The following is a 19,097-nucleotide window of genomic DNA, read 5'->3' as shown; positions in this document are numbered from 1 at the left end:
ACCGCTGCGCTTCCTAGCATGGCCTCACCCGGTCGCCACTGGCGGCCCGCGACCCATCAGGCAGGAGAACAGCGGCGATGAAACATACAGCCTACCGGCTCTTCAAAAAACCCTTCTTCGGACGTTTCATGAAGCCCTGGCGCTGGCCCGAGCAGGTCGATGCCGCACGCTGGCAGCGCCTGTCGCTGACCAGCGAATCGGGGGCCAGCCTGGCCGCGCTGCTGGGTGAGGCGTGCGCGGTGCAGGTGCGCGGTGCGGTGCTGCTGTGCCACCCGATGGGCACCGCGGCCAAGGGCTTCTGGCTCAAGCACGGACATGCCGAGCTGCTGCGCGCGGCCGGTTATCACGTGATGCTGTTCGACCTCAACGGCTTCGGCGAGAGCAGTTCCACCACCATGGACTACCCGCTCGACGTGCTCGCCGCCGGGCAGACGCTGCAGGCGCGCTACCCGGATCTACCGGTGGCGCTGCTAGGCGCCTCGATGGGCGCGGCCATGGGCCTGTGCGCCCTGGCGCTGGCGCAGCATCCGTTCAAGGCGGCGGTGCTGGAGTCGGCCTTTCCCACCCTGTTGCACTTCTGGCGGCCCTATCCGCTGCCGCGCCTGGGCATCCAGCTCAGCCGCCTGGTCTATCCGGCCGGCGAACGTCGCCTGCGCCCGCTGCATGCCGCGCAGCGCCTAGTCGGTCGCCCGCCGCTGCTGCTGATCTACGGCGAGGAGGATCGCCACACCCCACTCGAGGACGGCCAGCAACTGCACGCGGCGCTGACCGCCGCCACCCATTGCGAGTTCTGGCAGGTACCGGGCGCCGATCATACCCTGGCCTATGTCGCCCAGCCGGAGGCCTATGCGCGGCGGGTGCTGGAGTTTCTCGATGGCCAACTGGGCGCCGCGGCAGGTTCCGCCTGTACGGCGGCGTAGTCCGGGGCGTGTATCCCGGTCGCCTGCGGTGCGCATGGCCTAGGCGGCCCCGCGACACCCTACGAGAGCGTGCTGCCGCGACCTAGGCGCCATGCCGTAGGGTGCGCCGCGCGCACCAGCTATCCGGCTCCCGCCGCTCATCTACATGGCCAGGCCACCCTCCAGCTTGCGCCACAGCAAACGCACCGCCGCCTTGCGCACCAGGGCGCAGCGGTACAGGCGGATTTCCAGCGGGATCTGCCAGTGTTCGCCGCCGCAGATCGCCAGCTCGCCACGGCCCAGCTCCGCCGTCACCGACAGCCGTGGCACCCAGGCCACACCCATGCCCTGCAGGGCCATGCTCTTGAGGCTGTCGGCCATGGCGGTCTCGTACACCGTGGTCGAGCGCAGGGCGCGCTGGCGCAGCAGCAGATTGACGGAGCGACCGAGGAAGGCACCGGCGCTGTAGGCCAGAAGAGGCACGCTCTGCCCGCCGTCGAGGTCGAACAGCGGCGCGCCGGCCTCGCCAACCGCGCACACCGGCAGCATGGAGGTGGTGCCCAGGTGCAGCGAGGGAAAGATCTCTGGGTCCATCTGCAGCGCCGCGTCGGGATCGTAGTAGGCGAGGATCAGGTCGCAGGCGCCTTCACGCAGCGAGTGCACCGCCTCGCCGACGTTGGTCGCCACCAGGCGGGTGGTCAGTGGCAGGCCTTCGCGGCGCAGGCGGGCGATCCATTCGGGGAAGAAGCCCAGGGTCAGCGAGTGGGCGGCGGCGATCGACAGCACCTCGCCCTGCTGGCCCTCCAGATTGTGCAGATGACGCACCACTTCGCCGAGCTGCTCGACCAGGCTGCGCGCGGTGACCAGAAACAGCCGCCCGGCCTCGGTGAGTTCGATGGGGGTGCAGGAGCGGTCGACCAGGGTCAGACCGAGCATGGCTTCCAGGCTGCGGATTCGTCTGCTGAAAGCCGGCTGGGTGACGAAGCGCTTTTCCGCGGCCTGGGAAAAGCTGCGGGTGCCGGCCAGGGCGACGAAATCTTCCAGCCATTTGGTTTCCAGGTTCATCGCAGGCTCCCGAGGCTTGCACGAGGCGTAGGGGGGTTAGCGACGCTGAACGCGGTTCGGCAGACGCAGCTGCCATGGTGCGTCGCGTAACCCACCAGGCGATGGATCATCGTTGCGCCGATGGTGGGTTACGCCGCGTCTCGAACGACGTGATGTTCGGCAATGGCAGCATGCGGCTAACCCACCCTACGTTTGCCGCTATCTCGCAGTCACATCCACATTATGCCGATTGTGCATGGGGCAGCAAGTAACGGCATTGGTAGCGAGACGGTCGGAGCCCATATTCTATGGGCATCGCGGCACTCGCCGTACTTCCCAAGAGCCATCGCTATCATGTCCTCTGCTGCATCTGTTCGCGTCGAAAAAGACCTGCTCGGCACCCTCGAAGTCCCTGCTGATGCCTATTACGGCATCCAGACCCTGCGCGCCGTGCAGAACTTCCGCCTGTCCGGCGTGCCGCTGTCGCACTACCCGAAGCTGGTGATCGGCCTGGCCATGGTCAAGCAGGCCTCGGCGGACGCCAACCGTGAGCTGGGCCACCTGTCCGCCGCCAAGCACACGGCGATCAGTACCGCCTGTGCACGCATCATCCAGGGCGAGTTCCACGAGCAGTTCGTGGTCGACATGATTCAGGGCGGCGCCGGCACCTCGACCAACATGAATGCCAACGAGGTGATCGCCAACATCGCCCTCGAGGCCATGGGTCACGAGAAGGGCCAGTACCAGCACCTGCACCCGAACAACGACGTGAACATGGCGCAGTCCACCAACGACGCCTACCCGACCGCCATCCGCCTCGGCCTGCTGCTCGGCCACGACAGCCTGCTCGGTGCGCTGGACAAGCTGATCCAGTCGTTCGCCGCCAAGGGCCTGGAGTTCGGCCACGTGCTGAAGATGGGCCGCACCCAGCTGCAGGACGCCGTGCCGATGACCCTCGGCCAGGAATTCCGCGCCTTCGCCACCACCCTCGGCGAAGACCTGCAGCACCTGAAATTGCTGGCGCCGACCCTGCTCACCGAAGTCAACCTGGGCGGTACCGCGATCGGTACCGGCATCAACGCCGACCCGAAATACCAGGCCCTGGCGGTCAAGCGCCTGGCCATCATCAGCGGTCACCCGCTGACCCCGGCTGCCGACCTGATCGAGGCCACCAGCGACATGGGCGCCTTCGTGCTGTTCTCCGGCATGCTCAAGCGCACCGCAGTCAAGCTGTCGAAGATCTGCAACGACCTGCGTCTGCTGTCCAGTGGCCCGCGTACCGGCATTAACGAGATCAACCTGCCGGCGCGTCAGCCGGGCAGCTCGATCATGCCGGGAAAGGTCAACCCGGTGATTCCCGAAGCAGTCAATCAGGTGGCCTTCGAAGTGATCGGTAACGACCTGGCCCTGACCATGGCGGCCGAAGGTGGCCAGCTGCAGCTGAACGTGATGGAGCCGCTGATCGCCTACAAGATCTTCGACTCGATCCGCCTGCTCACCCGCGCCATGGACATGCTGCGCGAGCTGTGCATCGACGGCATCACCGCCAACGAGGCGCGCTGCCGTGAACTGATGGAAAACTCCATTGGTCTGATCACCGCGCTGAACCCCTACATCGGCTACGAGAACGCCACCCGCATCGCCAAGGTCGCCCTGGAAAGCGGGCGCGGCGTGCTGGAGCTGGTGCGCGAGGAGCAGCTGCTGGACGAGGCCACCCTGGCCGACATCCTGCGCCCCGAGAACATGATCGCCCCGCGCCTGGTTCCGCTGCAGGGCTGATTGATCGAATGACACGCGCCGCCCCTCTGGGCGGCGTGCTCATTTCCGCCCTCGAGCCTGTTCATGGGGCGGCACCGCTGAAGGCCGCGCAGACGGCCCCACAACAACGACAATCCGGGTGTACAACCACATGAGTCAGAGCAACACCGCTTCCTCTTCCTTCCTTGCGCGCGTGCCGTTGTGGCAGCAGATTCTCGTCGGCCTGGTGCTCGGCGTGGTCGTCGGCATGCTGTTCAAGAGTCTCGCCCTGGCACTGGCGCCGGTCGGCGCGTTGTTTCTCAACGCGATCAAGATGCTCATCGTGCCGCTGGTGTTCGTCTCCCTGGTGGCGGGCATCACCGCCATGAGCGACAGCGCCAAGCTCGGTCGCATCAGCGTCAAGACCATCGCCATCTACCTGCTTACCACTGCCTTCGCGGTGAGCATCGGTCTGGCATTCGGCACCCTGTTCAGCCCCGGCGAAGGCATGAACATGGTCGCCAGCGGCAGCGAAGAGGCCAAGCAGGCGCCCTCGCTGGTACAGATCCTGGTGGGCCTGGTGCCGACCAATCCGGTGATGGCCTTCGCCGAAGGCAACATCCTGCAGATCATCGTCTTCGCCATCGCCCTGGGCGTGAGCATGAACCTGATCGGCGACAAGGCCGCGCCGGTGGTCAAACTGTTCGACAGCCTGGCCGAGGTCTTCTACAAGCTCACCGACCTGGTGATGCGCTTCGCCCCCATCGGCGTGTTCGCGCTGATCGCCGGCGTGGTCGCCTCCCACGGCATCGAAGTGCTGTTGCCGCTGGCCGGCGTGATCGGGGTGATCTACCTGGCCAGCATCGCTCACATGTTGCTGATCTATGGTGGCCTGATCGGCGGCCTGGCGCGCCTCAGCCCGCTACGTTTCTTCCGCGGCATCGCCCCGGCACTGGCAGTGGCCTTCAGTACCTCGAGCAGTTCCGGCACCCTGCCGGTGTCCATCGAGTGCGCGCGCAAGAACCTCGGCGTGTCGCAGGGTGTGGCCGGCTTCGTGTTGCCGGTGGGCGCCACCATCAACATGGATGGCACCGCGATCTACCAGGGCGTGCTGGCGCTGTTCATCGCCCAGGCCTTCGGCATCGACCTGAATGCCGGCCAGTACCTGATGATCATCCTCACTGCCACCCTGGCCTCGGTCGGCACCGCCGGTGTACCCGGCGCCGGTCTGATCATGCTCGGCCTGGTGCTGACCTCGGTTGGCCTGCCGCTGGAAGGCGTGGCGCTGATCGCCGGTATCGATCGCATCCTCGACATGGCGCGCACCACGGTGAACGTCGCTGGCGACCTGATGACCACCACCCTGGTGGGCAGCAGCGAGAAGGAGCTGGATCGCGAGGTCTACAACAGCGACAACGCTGCCTGAGCAACCGTTTTCATAGGAGGCCTTCACCAGCCTCAACCTTCAGGGATGGCCTCGGCCATCCCTTTTTTTGTGGCCTGCCGTCCCTGGCAGCCACCCTTGGGCGCCTCTAAAAACTACCTGCGTTGTCTCGCTGCGTTGAAAACAGGCTCAGAATGCTCATTTACAACACGTAAACTCCGCTTCTTCGCCTGTTTTCGCCTTGCGCTGACTGCCTCGCCAACGTTTTTAGAGGCGCCCCCTTCGGGCCGTCGCAAGCGACGTCAAGAACTGCTCACGGCAGTTTTTTGCCTGCCATTCAAGGGTGGCTGCCGTAGGGTGCGCCGCGCGCGCCGCCGGTTGGCCTGCGTTACAGCCTCCACGCTCGGCGTAGCGTCTGCACCGCCTCGACGATCTGCGCCTCGGGCACCGCGGCAAAACCCAGCACCAGGCCGGCTCGAGCGTCCTCGGCCGTCTCGCTGCCTGGCAGCCAGTAGTCGCTCAGGGGATTCATCTCGATGCCGGCAGCGTGTGCGGCACTGATCAGCTCGCGTTCACGCGCGACACTCTCGACCCTGATGCTCAGATGCAACCCGGCCTCCACGGCCGGCAGCGGCAAGCACCCTGGAATCGCCCTTGGCCAGGCCTGCAGCAGGGCATCGCGACGGCTGCGCGCGGCCTGTCGCATGCGCCGCACATGGCGCTGGAAGTACCCGGCAGCGATGAATTCGGCCATCACCGCCTGGGTGCCGACCTCCGAGTGACGCATCTCCAGTGCCTGGCGCCTGGCGAAGCTTTCGGCCAGCGCTGGCGGCAGCAGCAGATAACCCAGGCGCAGCGCCGGGAAGGCGAGCTTGCCGAAGGTGCCGACGTAGATCACCCGTTGTTGGTCATCCAGCGCCGCCAGAGGTGCGAGCGGGGTGCCGCTGTAGCGGTACTCGCCGTCGTAGTCGTCCTCGATGATCCAGCCGTCGACGCGCTTGGCCCACTCCAGCAAGGCCAGGCGCCTGGGCAGCGACAGGGTGACGCCGGAGGGGTACTGGTGCGCGGGCGTGACATAGGCCAGCCGGCAGTTTTCCAGGCGCTGCAGGGCGGTGACGTCCAGGCCTTCGCCATCCACTGTGATGCCGCACAGTTGCGCACCGGCCACGGCGAAGGCATGGCCGGCCGCGCGGTAGCCGGGGTTTTCGATGGCCACGCGGTCGTCCGGTTGAATCAGCAGTTGAGCGCAGAGACTGATGGCCTGCTGCGAGCCGCAGGTGATCAATATCTGCTGCGCCTCGCAGGTCAGGCCGCGGCTGGTGCGCAGGTAGGCGGCTATCAATTCGCGCAGCTGCATGTCACCGGCAGGGTCGCCATAGCCCAGCCGTGCCAGCGAAGGTTTGCGCCAGAAGCGCGCTTGCAGGCGTGCCCAGGTCTTGAAGGGGAACAGGTCGAAAGCCGGCACGCCGATGCGAAAGGCGCGCGGTGCGCCCTCGGTGGGCATCGCCAGATGGTGGCTCTGCAACAGCTGCAGTGCCGGGCTGGCCGCTGCTGGGGCTACGGCTGCCACTGGAGCAGGCCGATTGCGCGCCAGCTCGGCGACATAGGTGCCATCGCCAACCCGCCCGGCCACATAGCCCTCGGCATACAGCTGGTCCAGCGCGCGGGTCACGGTATTGCGCGAGATGCCGAGCAGGGTGGCCAGCTCACGGCTGGCCGGCAGGCGCGTGCCACTGGCCAGGCGGCCATCGAGGATGCGTTCGCGCAAGGCCTGGTAGAGCTGGCGCGCCAGCCCCTGGCCGGGCTGTAGATGAATGCCGGAAAGATCGAATGGCAGGGCAGGCGAGCGTTTCATGATGGGTAAATTGGCTCTATCAAAGTCGTCGACAATGGATCTTACGTCAGGCCAATATCCTGCCTAGCATGGCTCCATCACGCTAGGAGAAACCGCCATGTACTGCCCCGCTGCCTTTCGCCAGAACGATCTGCCCAGCCTGCACGCGCAGATACAGGCCAGTGGACTGGCCATCGTGACCAGCACTGGCGCACAGGGCCTTCAAGCCAGCCATCTGCCGCTGCTGCTCGAGCCTGGCGAGGGCGAGTTCGGCACCCTTTACGGCCACTTCGCCCGGGCCAATCCGCACTGGCGCGATCTGGCCGACGGGGCCGAGGCGCTGGTGGTGTTCAATGGGCCGGACGCCTACGTGCACCCTGGCTGGTATCCAGCCAAGGCCGAGCACGGCAAGGTAGTGCCGACCTGGAACTACATCGCCGTGCACGCCTGGGGTCAGGCCGAGGTGTTCGACGAACCCGAGCGCCTGCTCGAGCTGGTCAGCCGCCTCAGCGAGCGCCACGAACGGGGCCGCGCGCAGCCATGGGCGGTCAGCGATGCGCCACGCGATTACATCGACAGCATGTTGCGCGCCATTGTCGGTTTTGCTTTGCCGATACGCCGAATTGAGGGCAAGTGGAAGCTCAGCCAGAACCGCTCAGCCAGCGACCAGGCCGGCGTGCGTACCGGCTTGGCAACGTCCAACAACCCGCGCGACCAAGAACTGGCGGCGCGAATGAATCACACCGACTGATCACCAAAGGAAGGCCATCATGCTCGACATCCGCCCCGTCACCCCTGCTGATCACGCCGTCTGGCTGCCGCTCTGGCAGGCATACCAGCGCTTCTACCAGGCCGAGATCCCGGCAGAGACCAGCGCCCTCACCTGGCAGCGCTTTCTCGATCCGGCCGAGCCGATGCACGCCGCCCTGGCCTGGCAGGACGGCGAGGCGGTCGGCCTGGTGCACTTCATCTATCACCGCAGTTGCTGGACGAATGGTGACTACTGCTATCTGCAGGATCTGTTCGTCGCCGAGCACATTCGCGGTGGCGGCATCGGCCGCGCGCTGATCGAGCATGTTTACGCCGAGGCACGCGCTGCTGGCGCCAGCCGCGTGCATTGGCTGACCCAGGAAAGCAACTACCAGGGGCGTATGCTCTACGACCGCATCGGCGACCGCTCCGGTTTCATCCAATACAGGAAGCTCTTCTGATGACGCGTGATCTCGCTCACTGGCGACCCCGTCCAACACCGGATCAGCGCACCTTGCAAGGCCGTTTTGTTCGTCTCGAAGCACTCGATGTCGTGCGGCATGGCGATGATCTGTGGCGCGCGCTACAGGGACCGGACCCGGCGCTGTGGGATTATCTGCCCTACGGCCCCTTCACCGAGCGAGGCGTCTTCGATGCCTGGCTGGCCGGCAATGCACAGAGCCGCGACCCGCTGTTCTATGCGGTGGTCGACCTGGCCAGCGACCGCGCCCTGGGGCTGTTCAGCTACCTGCGTATCACCGCGCAGGACGGCAGCATCGAGATCGGTCATGTGGCCTTCGGCGCGCCGATGCAGCGTACGCCAGGCGCGACCGAGGCCGTCTATCTGCTGGCGCGCCATGCCTTCGACGACCTCGGTTATCGCCGCCTCGAATGGAAGTGCGACGCGGCCAATGCCCGCTCGCTGCGTGCCGCCGAGCGCTTCGGCTTCAGCCAGGAAGGGCTGTTCCGTCAGCATATGGTGCGCAAGGGCCGCAACCGTGATACCGCCTGGTTCTCTATCATCGACGGGGAATGGCCGGCACGCCGCGAGGCCTTCGAGCGCTGGCTGGCTGTGGATAACTTCGACGAGGCGGGGCAGCAGAAGCAGCGCCTGGAGGCGCTGCGGGGGTAACGCCCTACTCCATCTCGAACAACCCATCACGCAGCTGCGCACCGCCCAGGCGCTGACGAATATCGTCGTCGATGCGCGGGTCGTCGGGGGCGTAGAGCATCAGCTGGCGATAGGCGTTGACCCGGTTGATCTCGTTGCCCAGGTATTGCCAGACCACGCGGGTACAGGCCGGCGTGCGGCGGTCGCCGCTGGAGACGCCGGTCTTGATGCCGTTGAGGCGGATGATGCGGCTCTTGAAGCTGGGAATCAGGATGGTCTGGCTCATCTCGTTGCCGGTGAGCGACTCGTAGTCCACCAGAAACAGGCGGTCCTGCAGGAAGAACGCCGTGCCCAGGTAGCGACAGCGCACCCAGTCCTCACTGCCGCCACGCGTGGGTTCCTGGCGCTCCTGGCGTTCCTGGCGCTCGAACAGGTAGTTGCCGCGCTCCTCGCGCAGGTGCACCAGTGACAGCAGTACGTGCCCCGGTACCGACATGCAGTTGGAGTATTCGAAGTAGTAGCCGCAGTAGCGCTCCATCGGGCTGGCCTGACGGCGCAGTGGGGCGAACAGGTCCAGCAGTGGGTCATTGCCGCTGTGCTGCTGCGCATCGCCGCTGCGGGCGCCGATCAGGCGGGTGAACTGCTCGGCCGGCATGGCCAGTTCGAAGGGCTCGACGCCGAAGAAATCGCAGATGCGCTTGAGGTTGTGCGTGGTCGGTCGGCTCTGCCCGGCCAGGTAGCGGTTGAACTGCGCGCGGTTGATCGACAGCTTGCGACATACCTCGGCAATCGAGCGGTAATGGCTGCAAAGCAATTTCAGATTGCTGCCGAGGGAATCGGACATATGGCCGCTCCAGCTGATGCGAATGACGCGATTCTAGCATCAACTCGCATCAGGTCGCCGCGACCTGCGAAATTGTCCCGCACGGCGCCTTCACCAAAGATTGCGCCACCCGCCCGGCGCGGCGCATTCCCATTCAGAACAACAAGAGAGAAAGCCTCCATGCTCGATCTTCTCAATGACCTCATCTGGAGCAAGCTGCTGATCGTGATGCTGATCGGCCTTGGTCTGTTCTTCACCATCGCCTCACGCTTCGTCCAGTTCCGCTACTTCGGCAGCATGTTCCGTATCTTCAGCGAGGCATTCCAGCGTCAGCCGGGCCAGCTCAGCTCGTTCCAGGCGCTGATGCTGTCGGTGGCTGGCCGCGTGGGCGCCGGCAATATCGCCGGTGTATCGGTGGCGATCATGCTCGGTGGCCCGGGCGCCATCTTCTGGATGTGGATCGTGGCCCTGGTCGGTATGGCCACCAGCTACTTCGAGTGCTCGTTGGCGCAGCTGTACAAGCGTCGCGAGGCTGATGGCGGCTACCGCGGCGGCCCGGCCTTCTACATTCAGCACGGCCTCGGCCAGCGCTGGCTGGGTATCGTCGTATCGATCCTGCTGCTGGTGACCTTCGGTTTCGGCTTCAACGCCGTGCAGTCGTTCACCGTCGCCAGCTCGCTGCACGACACCTTCGGCATCCCGACCCTGGCCAGCGGCATTGCCCTGACCGTGGTAATCGGTCTGATCATCTTCGGTGGTATCAAGCGCATCGCCAAGTTCGCCGACGTGCTGGTGCCGGTGATGGCCTTCTCCTACCTGGCCATGGCGCTGCTGGTGATCGGTCTGAACATTGCCGAAGTTCCAGCCACCTTCGCCCTGATCTTCAAGAGCGCCTTCGGCCTCGAGCCGGCCTTCGCTGGCGGCATCGGCGCGGCCATCATCATGGGCGTCAAGCGCGGCCTGTTCTCCAACGAAGCCGGCCTGGGCAGTGCGCCGAACGTGGCTGCGGTCGCCGAGGTCAAGCACCCGGCTGCGCAGGGCATCGTGCAGTCGCTCAGCGTGTTCATCGACACCCTGATCCTGTGCAGCTGCACCGCACTGATCATCCTGCTGTCCGGCGTGTACCAGCCGGGCATGGAACAGGCCGGTGTGGTGCTGACCCAGAGCGCCGTTGCGGCCGTGGTCGGCGAGTGGGGCCGGGTGTTCGTCAGCCTGGCGCTGCTGCTGTTCGTCTTCACCACCCTGATCTACAACTACTACCTGGGTGAGAACGCCCTGGGCTTCTTCAGCCAGAAGCGCGGCCCGGTGATGATCTACCGTGTGCTGGTGGTTGGCCTGGTGCTGTGGGGTTCGGTGCAGGATCTGGGCACCGTGTTCGCCTTCGCCGACGTGACCATGGGTCTGCTGGCCATCGCCAACCTGATTGCCCTGGCGCTGCTGTTCAAGGTGGGCCTGCGTCTGATGCGCGACTACGATAGCCAGATCAAGGCGGGTGTTGAGTCGCCGGTGCTGGACGCCAAGCAGTTCGCTGATCTGGACCTCGACCCTGCCGTCTGGGGTAGTCAGCCGGGTAAAACCGCCGACCAGGCGGAAATCGGTGATCGCGTCTACCAGCGTTGATCTGACTCAGATGGAAGAAGGGGGCGAGGCCCCCTTTTTCTTGCCTGCCAGCTTTGGCAGCCATTGTTCGGGCAGTCGTAAGCGACGTTGTGAATGTCGCGCAGGCCCGTGATTTGTGAGGAGAGCCCATGGCGACCCCGGAAAGACTACTGGTGCTGTACACAGGCGGCACCATCGGCATGCAGATGAGCGCAGACGGTCTGGCGCCGGCCTCGGGTTTCGAGGCGCGCATGCGCACCCAACAAGCCAGCGAGAACGCCAGCGAGCTGCCGCAGTGGAGCTTTCGCGAGCTGCTGCCGCTGATCGACAGCGCCAACATGAACACCGGCCACTGGCTGGCGCTGCGTGACGAGATCGTCACCGCCGTGCAGGCCGACGGTCACGACGCCGTGCTGGTACTGCATGGCACCGATACCCTGGCCTACAGCGCCGCCGCGCTGAGCTTCCTGCTGCTCGGCCTCGACGTACCGGTGGTGCTGACCGGCGCCATGCAGCCGGCTGGTGTGGCCGGTGGCGATGCCTGGCCCAATCTGTTCGGCGCCATGCGCGCGCTGTATCGCGGTGTCGCACCTGGCGTGCATCTGTACTTCAACGGCCAGCTGCTGCATGGCGCACGTTGCTCGAAGTTGCGCAGCGACGCCTTCGACGCCTTCCAGGTGCTGCCGCGTCAGCGTCAGGCCGAACGAGCCACGGTCGATGCGCGGATCGACTTCCGCCAGCCGCGCCAGCCGGTCAATCTTGCCGTGCTGCCGCTGCATCCGGCGGTGCAGGCCGGGCAACTGCAAGCTCTGCTGGCCAGCGGCGTGCAGGGGCTGCTGCTGGAGTGTTACGGCAGTGGCACCGGCCCGGCCGGCGATGCGCAATTGATGAGCGTGCTGCGTGAAGCGCATCAGCGCGGCGTGGTGCTGGCAGCAATCAGCCAGTGCCCGCAAGGCCATGTGCAGTTCGGTGTGTATGCGGCCGGCAGCCGTCTGGCCGAGGTCGGCCTGGTGTCCTGTGGCGGCATGACCCGCGAGGCGGCACTGGGCAAGCTGTTCGCCCTGCTCGGCGCCGGTTTGCCACAAGCCGAGGTTGAGCACTGGCTGGCGCGCGATCTCTGTGGTGAGATGAGCGACTGATCCACCTGCCCGAACAGAGGAAGGACGATGAGCATCGAAATTCGCCCTGTAGTCGCTGCCGATCACCCAGCCTGGTTGCCCTTGTGGCAGGGCTACCAGCGCTTCTATATGACCGAGATTCCAGCCGAGACCAGCGCCGTTACCTGGCAGCGCTTTCTCGACCCCGCCGAGCCCATGGGCGCCGCCCTGGCCTGGCAGGGTGACCAGGCCATTGGCCTGGTGCACTGGGTCATCCACCGCTCGACCTGGACCACCGGCGACTATTGCTACCTGCAGGACCTTTTCGTCGCCAAGGGCCAGCGCAGTGGCGGCGTTGGTCGTCAGCTGATCCAGCATGTCTACGAGCAGGCGCGTGCTGCCGGCTGTTCACGGGTGCACTGGCTGACTCACGAGAGCAACAGCCAGGCCAAGCTGCTGTATGAGCGCATCGGTGAGCGCTCGGGATTCGTGCAGTACCGCAAGCTGTTGTAGGTGGGGGCGAGAGAGGGAGGTTGGCATGCATTGCGCATCGCCAGTGCTCCCTCGTCTTCAAGCTGACAGCCATGAACAAGCTCGACAATGCTCTGCTGAATATCCTGATCAAGGACTCGCGCACCTCTTTTGCCGATATCGCTCGCCAGCTCAATATATCCAGAGCCCACGCACGGACTCGGGTACAGGCCCTGGTCGATACTGGCGTCATCGAGAAATTCACCGCGGTGGTGAATCCGGAAAAGCTCGGCAAGGGTATTTCCACCTTCGTCGATCTTACTGTCGCGCCGCATGCTATCGAAGCCGTCGCCGAGCGACTCTCGGCCACCGTGGAGGTGGTCAGCCTGTACATCATGAGTGACCTGAAAAGCCTGCACATACACACGTTGACCGACAGCTACGAGACCTTCGATGCCTTCGTGCGCGAGCATATCTTCAACCACCCGGAGATTCTCACGGTTGACTGCAAGGCACTGATGACGCGGGTGAAGCACCGGCGCGGCGGTGCCCGTCTGTAACATCCTGATACATCGAGTTATTTCTCACTGTTCTGTAGGCGTCGGCGCCTTAAAAGAGCGCTCAGTGCGCTCATCTAGTGCATAACTGACATTCGTCAGTTGAAGGCAAGGTCAGCGGACCGATCGTATGCAAATGGTTTGGCACTGCTGACAAATGTATTCATTCCCCGCAGCGTATTGACGATTCGTCGCGAGCGACAGCCCAGAGGTGCTTATTTTTTGTGCAGTCTGGCTAACGGCCATATTCTTCAAAAAATAAATAAATCCTTATAAAACAATAATTTATATATATTTTTCTACTGGCACGCGTGTTGCTCTAGGGCTTCCAGACCACTTTACATCCGATAGGCCATCCCGCTGATCGGAGCCACTGTGTAACTGGAGACCGCCCCATGAGCCTTAACCGTCGTAAATTCCTCGGTGCTGGAGCCGTTGCCGCAGGCGCAGGCCTGACCCTGGGTGCCTCCGGCATCGCCGCTGCCAGCGAGAAAACCTTCAACTGGAAGATGACCAACGCCTACGCGCCCGGTTCACCGTTCTATGTGCAGGGGCCGGGCAGCCCGACCGATTTCTGCAAGCGCGTCGAGGCCATGTCCAATGGCCGTCTGAAGATCCAGCATTTCGCTGCTGGCGAGCTGATCCCGGCGCTCGAAGGCTTCGATGCGGTGTCCAGCGGCATGGTGGAAATGAACGCCGCCAACGCCTTCTTCTGGGCCGGCAAGATCCCCGCCGCGCAGTTCTTCACCGCCGTGCCCTTCGGCATGAATACCCAGGGTATGAACGCCTGGTTGTACAACGGCGGCGCGCTGCAACTCTGGGAAGAACTCTACGAGCCTCATGGCCTGGTGCCGATGCCAATGGGCAATACTGGCACCCAGATGACCGGCTGGTTCCGTCAGCCACTGGAAAATGTCGACAGTCTCAAGGGCCTGAAAATGCGTGTCCCGGGCCTGGCCGGCAAGGTCTACAGCGAGCTGGGCGTGGCGGTAAGGCTGCTGCCCGGCGGCGAGATTTTCCCGGCGCTGGAGCGCGGAGTGATCGACGCTGCCGAATTCGTCGGGCCCTATCAGGACCGCCGCATGGGCCTGCATAAAGCCGCGAAGAACTACTACACCACCGGCTGGCACGAGCCGACCAACGTCACCGAGCTGATCATCAACAAGAAGGCCTGGGACAGCCTGCCGGCCGACCTGCAAGCCATCGTGCGCATCTGCGCCCAGGCCTGCAATGCCGAGAGCCTGGCCTGGTCCGATGCGGTCAACGCCGATGCCCTGGAGGACCTGGTGACCAATGAAGGTGTGATCGCCAAACCGCTGCCCACCGACATCATCACCCGCCTGCGCGAGGTGACCAACGACACCCTGGCCAGCATGGCTGCCGCCGACCCGGCAACACGCAAGGTGCATGACCACTTCATGGCGTTCCGCAAGAAGTACAGCACCTGGTCGGCCACCGGCGAGAAAGGCTTCATGGACCTGGGGGTGTGAGGCGATGCATGCCGTGATCAACCGCATCGAGCAGTTGGTCGAGACCCTGGGCGCTCTGGCACGCAGCTGCGTGCTGGTGCTGGTCCTGTTGGTATCGGCCAACGTGCTGATCCGTTATGGCTTTTCCGTGAGCCCGGTGGCGTTGCAGGAGCTTGAATGGTTTCTGATTTCGCCCATCGCGCTGCTCGGCATCTCATACGTGTTGAAACACCGCGCCGATGTGCGGGTGGACTTCATCTACGAGAAATTCCAGCCGCGCACCCAGGCTGCGGTGGATCTGTTCAGTGCCCTGGCGACCTGCCTGATCGGCGCGTTCCTGGCCTGGGTCTGCTGGCATTACATGATGCAGTCCTACGCCATCGGCGAAGGCTCGCCGGACCCCGGCGGCCTGCCCCATCGTTTCCTGGTCAAGGCCTTCCTGCCGCTGGGCTTTGCCCTGTTTGCCCTGCAAGGCATTGCTGACACCCTGCGTGCCCTCAAGGGCCTGCTTGCATCCAACCCGACACCTGAGGAGGCCTTGCCATGAGCCCCAATGAATGGCTGGCAATTCTGATGGTGCTCGCCTTTTTCTCGATGATGATGGTCGGCGTACCGGTGGCCATCTCCCTGGCTGTGTCCGGTTTCGCCGCCGGCCTGATCGGTTTCGGCCCGATGCTGTTCAGCCTGCTACCGGCGCGCATGTTTGGCGTGGTCAGCAACTACACGTTGCTGGCGATTCCGCTGTTTACCTTCATGGGGGTGATGCTGGAGAAATCCAGGGTCGCCGAGGACATGCTGGAGACGGTCGGCCAGGCCATGGGTGGCCTCAACGGCGGCATGGGTCTGGCCATCGTGCTGGTCGGCGTGCTGCTCGGTGCCTCGACCGGTATCGTTGGTGCCACCGTGGTGACCATCGGCCTGCTGACCCTGCCGGTGCTGCTGCGCCGCGGCTACAAACCTAGCGTGGCCTGCGGCACCATCTGCGCCTCCGGCACCCTGGGGCAGATCATTCCGCCGAGCCTGGTGCTGATTCTGCTGGCGGATATTCTTGGTGAGTCGGTGGGTTCGATCTTCGCCGCCGCCTTTATTCCCAGCCTGATGCTGGCCGGCGTCTACATCGCCTACATGCTGCTGCTCGGCTGGCTGCGCCCGCAGTGGGTGCCGGCGATTCCTGCCGAAGAGCGCGCGCTGATCAGCCGCAAACAGCTGTGGCAGAACATCGCCAAATCGGTCTTGCCGCCGCTGCTGCTGGTGATCTGTGTGCTCGGCTCGATCATCGGCGGCCTGGCCGCACCGACCGAAGCAGCCTCCGTTGGCGCCCTTGGCTCGCTGGTCATCGCCGGCTGCGCCGGACGTCTGAACCGCGACACCCTCAAGCAGACCCTGCACGGCACCCTGAGCATCAGCGCGATGATCTTCCTCATCCTGCTCTGCTCGCAGCCGTTCTCCCTGGCCTTCCGCGGCCTGGGCGGCGAAGCCCTGGTGCATGATCTGTTCAGCCTGCTACCGGGCGGCGAACTGGGCGCGATCCTGTTTCTCATGGTGCTGCTGTTCGTGCTCGGTTTCTTTCTGGAGTGGATCGAGATCTCCTACATCGCCCTGCCGATGTTCCTGCCGGTGTTCATGGGTTATGGCACCGACATGGTCTGGCTGGCGATTCTGGTGGCGCTGAACCTGCAGATGTCGTTTCTCACGCCACCGTTTGGTTGGGCGCTGTTCTTCCTCAAGGGCGTAGCGCCACCAGGCATCAGCACCAAGGACATCTACATTGGCGCACTGCCCTTCGTGGCTCTGCAGATGCTCGCCGTGGCCCTGGTGTTCGCTTTCCCCACGCTCGCCACCTGGTTGCCCAAGGCAATCGGCTGGTAACCCTCTCATAAGAGAACGCCTATGGATTTTTTCTCTGCTTACAGCCCGCTGTGGCTGGCCGGTCTGGTCTGCGCCTTGCTGCTGACCGGCGCGGTGGCCGGCATCCTTGCCGGCCTGCTCGGCGTCGGCGGCGGTATCGTCATCGTGCCGGTGCTGTATCACCTGTTCACCCTGCTCGGCATTGACCCTGAAGTACGTATGCACGTGGCCGTCGGCACCTCGCTGGCAGCCATCGTGCCCACCTCGATCATCTCCGCCAGGGCGCACTACAAGCGCGGCGGGCTCAAGCCCGAACTGCTCAAGCCGCTGATCCCCGGCACCCTGGTCGGCGTGCTGATCGGTGCGTTGCTAAGCGGCTACCTCAGCGGCCAGGTGCTGGCGGCAATCTTCGCCGTGATCGCCCTGCTGGTGGCGCTGAACATGGCGGTGGAGCGCAACCTGAGCCTGCGCGACGGGCTACCCGGCACAGCCGGTACCGGTGTGCTCGGGGTGTTTATCGGCAGCCTGTCGACCCTGATGGGCATCGGTGGCGGCACCCTCAGCGTGCCGATCCTCAATGCCTGCCGCACGCCCATGCACATTGCCGTCGGCACCGGTGCCGCACTGGGCGTGGTCATCAGTCTGCCCGGCGCCCTGGCCTACCTGATCAACGGCTTGGGTGCGGACAACCTGCCACCGGCCACCCTGGGCTACGTCAACCTGCTCGGTCTGGCGATGATCGTGCCGGTGACCATGCTCACCGCGCCCTGGGGCGCACGCATCGCTCATGCCATCAACGCGCGCCTGTTACGCCGCCTGTTCGCCCTGTTTCTGGCCCTTACAGCAGTACGCATGCTGTTCGGCGCCTTTGCCCTCTGAGGATCGACCATGCTGAAAAGTACCCACGCCACCCGCGGCATTTTCGTCGCCCCCCATCACCTGGCCGCCCAGGCCGGCCGTGACGTGCTCAAGGCCGGCGGCAACGCCGTCGAAGCCATGGTCGCCGCCGCTGCCAGCATCGCGGTGGTCTATCCGCATATGAACGCCATAGGCGGTGACGGCTTCTGGCTGATCCACGAGCCGGGCAAGGCCCCGGTGGCCATCGACGCTTGCGGTAGCAGCGCGGCCCTGGCTGATCGCGAGTTCTACGCCGGTCTTGAGGCGATTCCCAGCCGTGGTCCGACGGCCGCGCTTACCGTCGCCGGGACCATTGGCGGCTGGGCCAAGGCCCTGGAAGTGGCGTCCGGCTGGGGCACTCCGCTGCCGCTGCACGACTTGCTCGCCGAGGCTATTAGCCAGGCGCGCAACGGTATCGTCGTCAGCCGCAGCCAGGCGCATCTGACGCGGGTCAAGTTCGATGAACTCAAGGACGTGCCGGGTTTCGCCGACGTTTACCTGAGCGACGGCCAGGTGCCGGCCGAGGGCAGCCTGATGAAGCAGACGGCTCTGGGCGATACCCTGGCGCATCTGGCAGAAAAAGGCCTGGATGACTTCTACCGGGGTGAGCTGGCCACGCGCATGGCTGCCGAGCTGGAACAACTGGGCAGCCCGCTGCGCCTGGCCGATCTGCAGGCCTACCAGGCGCAGGTGGTTACCCCGCTGCAGGTACGTCTGGGCGACGCCACCCTGTACAACATGCCGCCGCCGACTCAGGGCCTGGCCTCGCTACTGATCCTCGGCGTGTTCGAGCGCCTCAAGGTCGCCGAGGCCGAAGGCTTCGCCCATGTGCACGGCCTGGTCGAGTCGACCAAGCAGGCGTTCATGATCCGTGATCGTGTGGTCACCGACCCGCGCCGCGTGCCGGCCGACCCGCAAGGCTTCCTCGCCCCGGAAAACCTCGACGCTCTGGCGGCGGCGGTCGACCCTGAGCGCGCCCTGGAATGGCCGCGCCCGACCTCCCCCGGCGACACCATCTGGATGGGCTGCATCGACAGCGAAGGCCGCGCGGTGAGCTTTATCCAGAGTGTGTACTGGGAGTTCGGCTCTGGCATGGTGCTGCCATCCAGCGGCGTGGCCTGGCAGAACCGCGGCATCAGCTTCTCCCTCGACCCGGCCGCGCTGCAGGCGCTGGAGCCGGGGCGCAAGCCGTTCCACACCCTCAACCCGGCGCTGGCACTGTTCGACGACGGCCGCGTGCTGAGCTACGGCACCATGGGCGGCGAAGGCCAGCCGCAAACCCAGGCCGCGCTGTTCAGCCGCTATCGCCTGGGCAGCGACCTGCAGGCCGCCATCACCGCGCCACGCTGGTTGCTGGGACGCACCTGGGGCGACGTCAGCACCAGCCTCAAGCTGGAGAATCGCTTCTCCGCCGAGCTGGTCGAGCAGTTGCGCGCCGCCGGCCATGTGATCGAGGTGCTGGACGAAGCCTTCAGCGACACCATGGGCCACGCCGGCGCGTTGCTGCGTCACCCCAGCGGCGTGCTCGAAGGCGCTGCGGACCCGCGTAGCGACGGCAGCGTCTGCGGTTTGTAAAC

At 64.9% G+C, this 19,097-nt stretch carries 18 protein-coding genes; 15 read left to right on the top strand and 3 right to left on the bottom strand.

Annotated features, from left to right (window positions below; all coding sequences use genetic code 11):
- Nucleotides 1–77: 77 nt before the first annotated feature.
- Nucleotides 78–920, top strand: a complete 843-nt coding sequence (locus tag BM186_RS11760; protein WP_074915457.1) for an alpha/beta hydrolase family protein — start codon at nucleotides 78–80, stop codon at nucleotides 918–920.
- Nucleotides 921–1,061: 141 nt separating this feature from the next.
- On the opposite strand, the gene BM186_RS11755 is transcribed toward BM186_RS11760, so the two are convergent.
- Nucleotides 1,062–1,964, bottom strand: coding sequence for a LysR substrate-binding domain-containing protein (locus tag BM186_RS11755; RefSeq protein ID WP_074915455.1), 903 nt, complete (start codon nucleotides 1,962–1,964; stop codon nucleotides 1,062–1,064).
- 333 nt (nucleotides 1,965–2,297) lie between these two features.
- On the opposite strand from BM186_RS11755, the gene aspA reads away from it, so the two are divergent.
- A complete protein-coding gene (gene aspA / locus BM186_RS11750) occupies nucleotides 2,298–3,722 on the top strand; it encodes an aspartate ammonia-lyase (protein ID WP_074915452.1) in 1,425 nt (474 codons plus the stop codon).
- A 130-nt stretch (nucleotides 3,723–3,852) separates the two neighbouring features.
- On the top strand, nucleotides 3,853–5,106 hold the full coding sequence (locus BM186_RS11745) for a dicarboxylate/amino acid:cation symporter (protein WP_074915774.1): 1,254 nt from the start codon (nucleotides 3,853–3,855) through the stop codon (nucleotides 5,104–5,106).
- A gap of 346 nt (nucleotides 5,107–5,452) precedes the next feature.
- Here BM186_RS11745 and pdxR read toward each other — a convergent pair whose 3' ends face one another.
- The gene (gene pdxR / locus BM186_RS11740; protein ID WP_074915450.1) at nucleotides 5,453–6,919 is read right to left on the bottom strand and encodes a MocR-like pyridoxine biosynthesis transcription factor PdxR; all 1,467 of its coding nucleotides are present in this window, start codon (nucleotides 6,917–6,919) and stop codon (nucleotides 5,453–5,455) included.
- Nucleotides 6,920–7,016: 97 nt separating this feature from the next.
- Here pdxR and BM186_RS11735 point away from each other — a divergent pair, with 97 nt between their 5' ends.
- From BM186_RS11735 to BM186_RS11725, 3 genes are read left to right on the top strand one after another with little or no spacing between them, the layout of a single operon-like run.
- Nucleotides 7,017–7,649, top strand: coding sequence for an FMN-binding negative transcriptional regulator (locus BM186_RS11735; RefSeq protein ID WP_074915449.1), 633 nt, complete (start codon nucleotides 7,017–7,019; stop codon nucleotides 7,647–7,649).
- A gap of 19 nt (nucleotides 7,650–7,668) precedes the next feature.
- A complete protein-coding gene (locus BM186_RS11730; protein WP_074915446.1) occupies nucleotides 7,669–8,109 on the top strand; it encodes a GNAT family N-acetyltransferase in 441 nt (146 codons plus the stop codon).
- Entirely contained in the window at nucleotides 8,109–8,780 is a 672-nt protein-coding gene (locus BM186_RS11725) for a GNAT family N-acetyltransferase (protein ID WP_074915444.1), read from the top strand. The genes BM186_RS11730 and BM186_RS11725 overlap by 1 nt, the downstream gene beginning before the upstream one ends.
- Nucleotides 8,781–8,784: 4 nt before the next feature.
- Here the strand turns inward: BM186_RS11725 and BM186_RS11720 are convergent, their stop codons facing one another.
- The gene (locus BM186_RS11720; RefSeq protein ID WP_072423695.1) at nucleotides 8,785–9,603 is read right to left on the bottom strand and encodes a helix-turn-helix domain-containing protein; all 819 of its coding nucleotides are present in this window, start codon (nucleotides 9,601–9,603) and stop codon (nucleotides 8,785–8,787) included.
- A gap of 159 nt (nucleotides 9,604–9,762) precedes the next feature.
- Between BM186_RS11720 and BM186_RS11715 the strand changes: the two genes are divergently transcribed.
- The 9 genes from BM186_RS11715 (at nucleotide 9,763) to BM186_RS11675 (ending at nucleotide 19,095) form a co-directional block, all read left to right on the top strand.
- On the top strand, nucleotides 9,763–11,202 hold the full coding sequence (locus BM186_RS11715; RefSeq protein WP_072423694.1) for an alanine/glycine:cation symporter family protein: 1,440 nt from the start codon (nucleotides 9,763–9,765) through the stop codon (nucleotides 11,200–11,202).
- 128 nt (nucleotides 11,203–11,330) lie between these two features.
- The gene (locus BM186_RS11710; RefSeq protein ID WP_074915442.1) at nucleotides 11,331–12,320 is read left to right on the top strand and encodes an asparaginase; all 990 of its coding nucleotides are present in this window, start codon (nucleotides 11,331–11,333) and stop codon (nucleotides 12,318–12,320) included.
- A gap of 27 nt (nucleotides 12,321–12,347) precedes the next feature.
- Complete coding sequence (locus BM186_RS11705) at nucleotides 12,348–12,791, top strand: GNAT family N-acetyltransferase (RefSeq protein ID WP_074915440.1); 444 nt, start codon at nucleotides 12,348–12,350, stop codon at nucleotides 12,789–12,791.
- Between the two features lie 71 nt (nucleotides 12,792–12,862).
- A complete protein-coding gene (locus tag BM186_RS11700) occupies nucleotides 12,863–13,309 on the top strand; it encodes an Lrp/AsnC family transcriptional regulator (RefSeq protein ID WP_017676395.1) in 447 nt (148 codons plus the stop codon).
- A 392-nt stretch (nucleotides 13,310–13,701) separates the two neighbouring features.
- Nucleotides 13,702–14,796 carry a TRAP transporter substrate-binding protein gene (locus tag BM186_RS11695; protein WP_072423691.1) on the top strand — a complete coding sequence of 365 codons (1,095 nt, stop codon included), beginning with the start codon at nucleotides 13,702–13,704 and terminating at the stop codon, nucleotides 14,794–14,796.
- 4 nt (nucleotides 14,797–14,800) lie between these two features.
- Entirely contained in the window at nucleotides 14,801–15,322 is a 522-nt protein-coding gene (locus BM186_RS11690; protein ID WP_072423690.1) for a TRAP transporter small permease subunit, read from the top strand.
- Nucleotides 15,319–16,644 (top strand): TRAP transporter large permease, encoded by a 1,326-nt coding sequence (locus BM186_RS11685; protein WP_074915438.1) that lies wholly within the window; start codon nucleotides 15,319–15,321, stop codon nucleotides 16,642–16,644. Before BM186_RS11690 ends, BM186_RS11685 begins: the two co-directional genes overlap by 4 nt.
- A 21-nt stretch (nucleotides 16,645–16,665) precedes the next feature.
- On the top strand, nucleotides 16,666–17,502 hold the full coding sequence (locus BM186_RS11680) for a sulfite exporter TauE/SafE family protein (RefSeq protein WP_074915436.1): 837 nt from the start codon (nucleotides 16,666–16,668) through the stop codon (nucleotides 17,500–17,502).
- Between the two features lie 9 nt (nucleotides 17,503–17,511).
- The gene (locus BM186_RS11675) at nucleotides 17,512–19,095 is read left to right on the top strand and encodes a gamma-glutamyltransferase family protein (protein WP_074915434.1); all 1,584 of its coding nucleotides are present in this window, start codon (nucleotides 17,512–17,514) and stop codon (nucleotides 19,093–19,095) included.
- The last annotated feature ends 2 nt before the right edge of the window (nucleotides 19,096–19,097 follow it).

This window comes from Ectopseudomonas toyotomiensis (assembly GCF_900115695.1).
GTDB classification, from domain to species: domain Bacteria; phylum Pseudomonadota; class Gammaproteobacteria; order Pseudomonadales; family Pseudomonadaceae; genus Aquipseudomonas; species Aquipseudomonas toyotomiensis.
This window is presented reverse-complemented; position numbering and strand designations above follow the sequence as displayed.

Bases quoted from the DNA above. Each gene is read 5' to 3' on its own strand.
- BM186_RS11760 (WP_074915457.1), top strand. From the start codon at position 78: ATGAAACATACAGCCTACCGGCTCTTCAAAAAACCCTTCTTCGGACGT.
- BM186_RS11755 (WP_074915455.1), bottom strand. From the start codon at position 1,964: ATGAACCTGGAAACCAAATGGCTGGAAGATTTCGTCGCCCTGGCCGGC.
- aspA (WP_074915452.1), top strand. From the start codon at position 2,298: ATGTCCTCTGCTGCATCTGTTCGCGTCGAAAAAGACCTGCTCGGCACC.
- BM186_RS11745 (WP_074915774.1), top strand. From the start codon at position 3,853: ATGAGTCAGAGCAACACCGCTTCCTCTTCCTTCCTTGCGCGCGTGCCG.
- pdxR (WP_074915450.1), bottom strand. From the start codon at position 6,919: ATGAAACGCTCGCCTGCCCTGCCATTCGATCTTTCCGGCATTCATCTA.
- BM186_RS11735 (WP_074915449.1), top strand. From the start codon at position 7,017: ATGTACTGCCCCGCTGCCTTTCGCCAGAACGATCTGCCCAGCCTGCAC.
- BM186_RS11730 (WP_074915446.1), top strand. From the start codon at position 7,669: ATGCTCGACATCCGCCCCGTCACCCCTGCTGATCACGCCGTCTGGCTG.
- BM186_RS11725 (WP_074915444.1), top strand. From the start codon at position 8,109: ATGACGCGTGATCTCGCTCACTGGCGACCCCGTCCAACACCGGATCAG.
- BM186_RS11720 (WP_072423695.1), bottom strand. From the start codon at position 9,603: ATGTCCGATTCCCTCGGCAGCAATCTGAAATTGCTTTGCAGCCATTAC.
- BM186_RS11715 (WP_072423694.1), top strand. From the start codon at position 9,763: ATGCTCGATCTTCTCAATGACCTCATCTGGAGCAAGCTGCTGATCGTG.
- BM186_RS11710 (WP_074915442.1), top strand. From the start codon at position 11,331: ATGGCGACCCCGGAAAGACTACTGGTGCTGTACACAGGCGGCACCATC.
- BM186_RS11705 (WP_074915440.1), top strand. From the start codon at position 12,348: ATGAGCATCGAAATTCGCCCTGTAGTCGCTGCCGATCACCCAGCCTGG.
- BM186_RS11700 (WP_017676395.1), top strand. From the start codon at position 12,863: ATGAACAAGCTCGACAATGCTCTGCTGAATATCCTGATCAAGGACTCG.
- BM186_RS11695 (WP_072423691.1), top strand. From the start codon at position 13,702: ATGAGCCTTAACCGTCGTAAATTCCTCGGTGCTGGAGCCGTTGCCGCA.
- BM186_RS11690 (WP_072423690.1), top strand. From the start codon at position 14,801: ATGCATGCCGTGATCAACCGCATCGAGCAGTTGGTCGAGACCCTGGGC.
- BM186_RS11685 (WP_074915438.1), top strand. From the start codon at position 15,319: ATGAGCCCCAATGAATGGCTGGCAATTCTGATGGTGCTCGCCTTTTTC.
- BM186_RS11680 (WP_074915436.1), top strand. From the start codon at position 16,666: ATGGATTTTTTCTCTGCTTACAGCCCGCTGTGGCTGGCCGGTCTGGTC.
- BM186_RS11675 (WP_074915434.1), top strand. From the start codon at position 17,512: ATGCTGAAAAGTACCCACGCCACCCGCGGCATTTTCGTCGCCCCCCAT.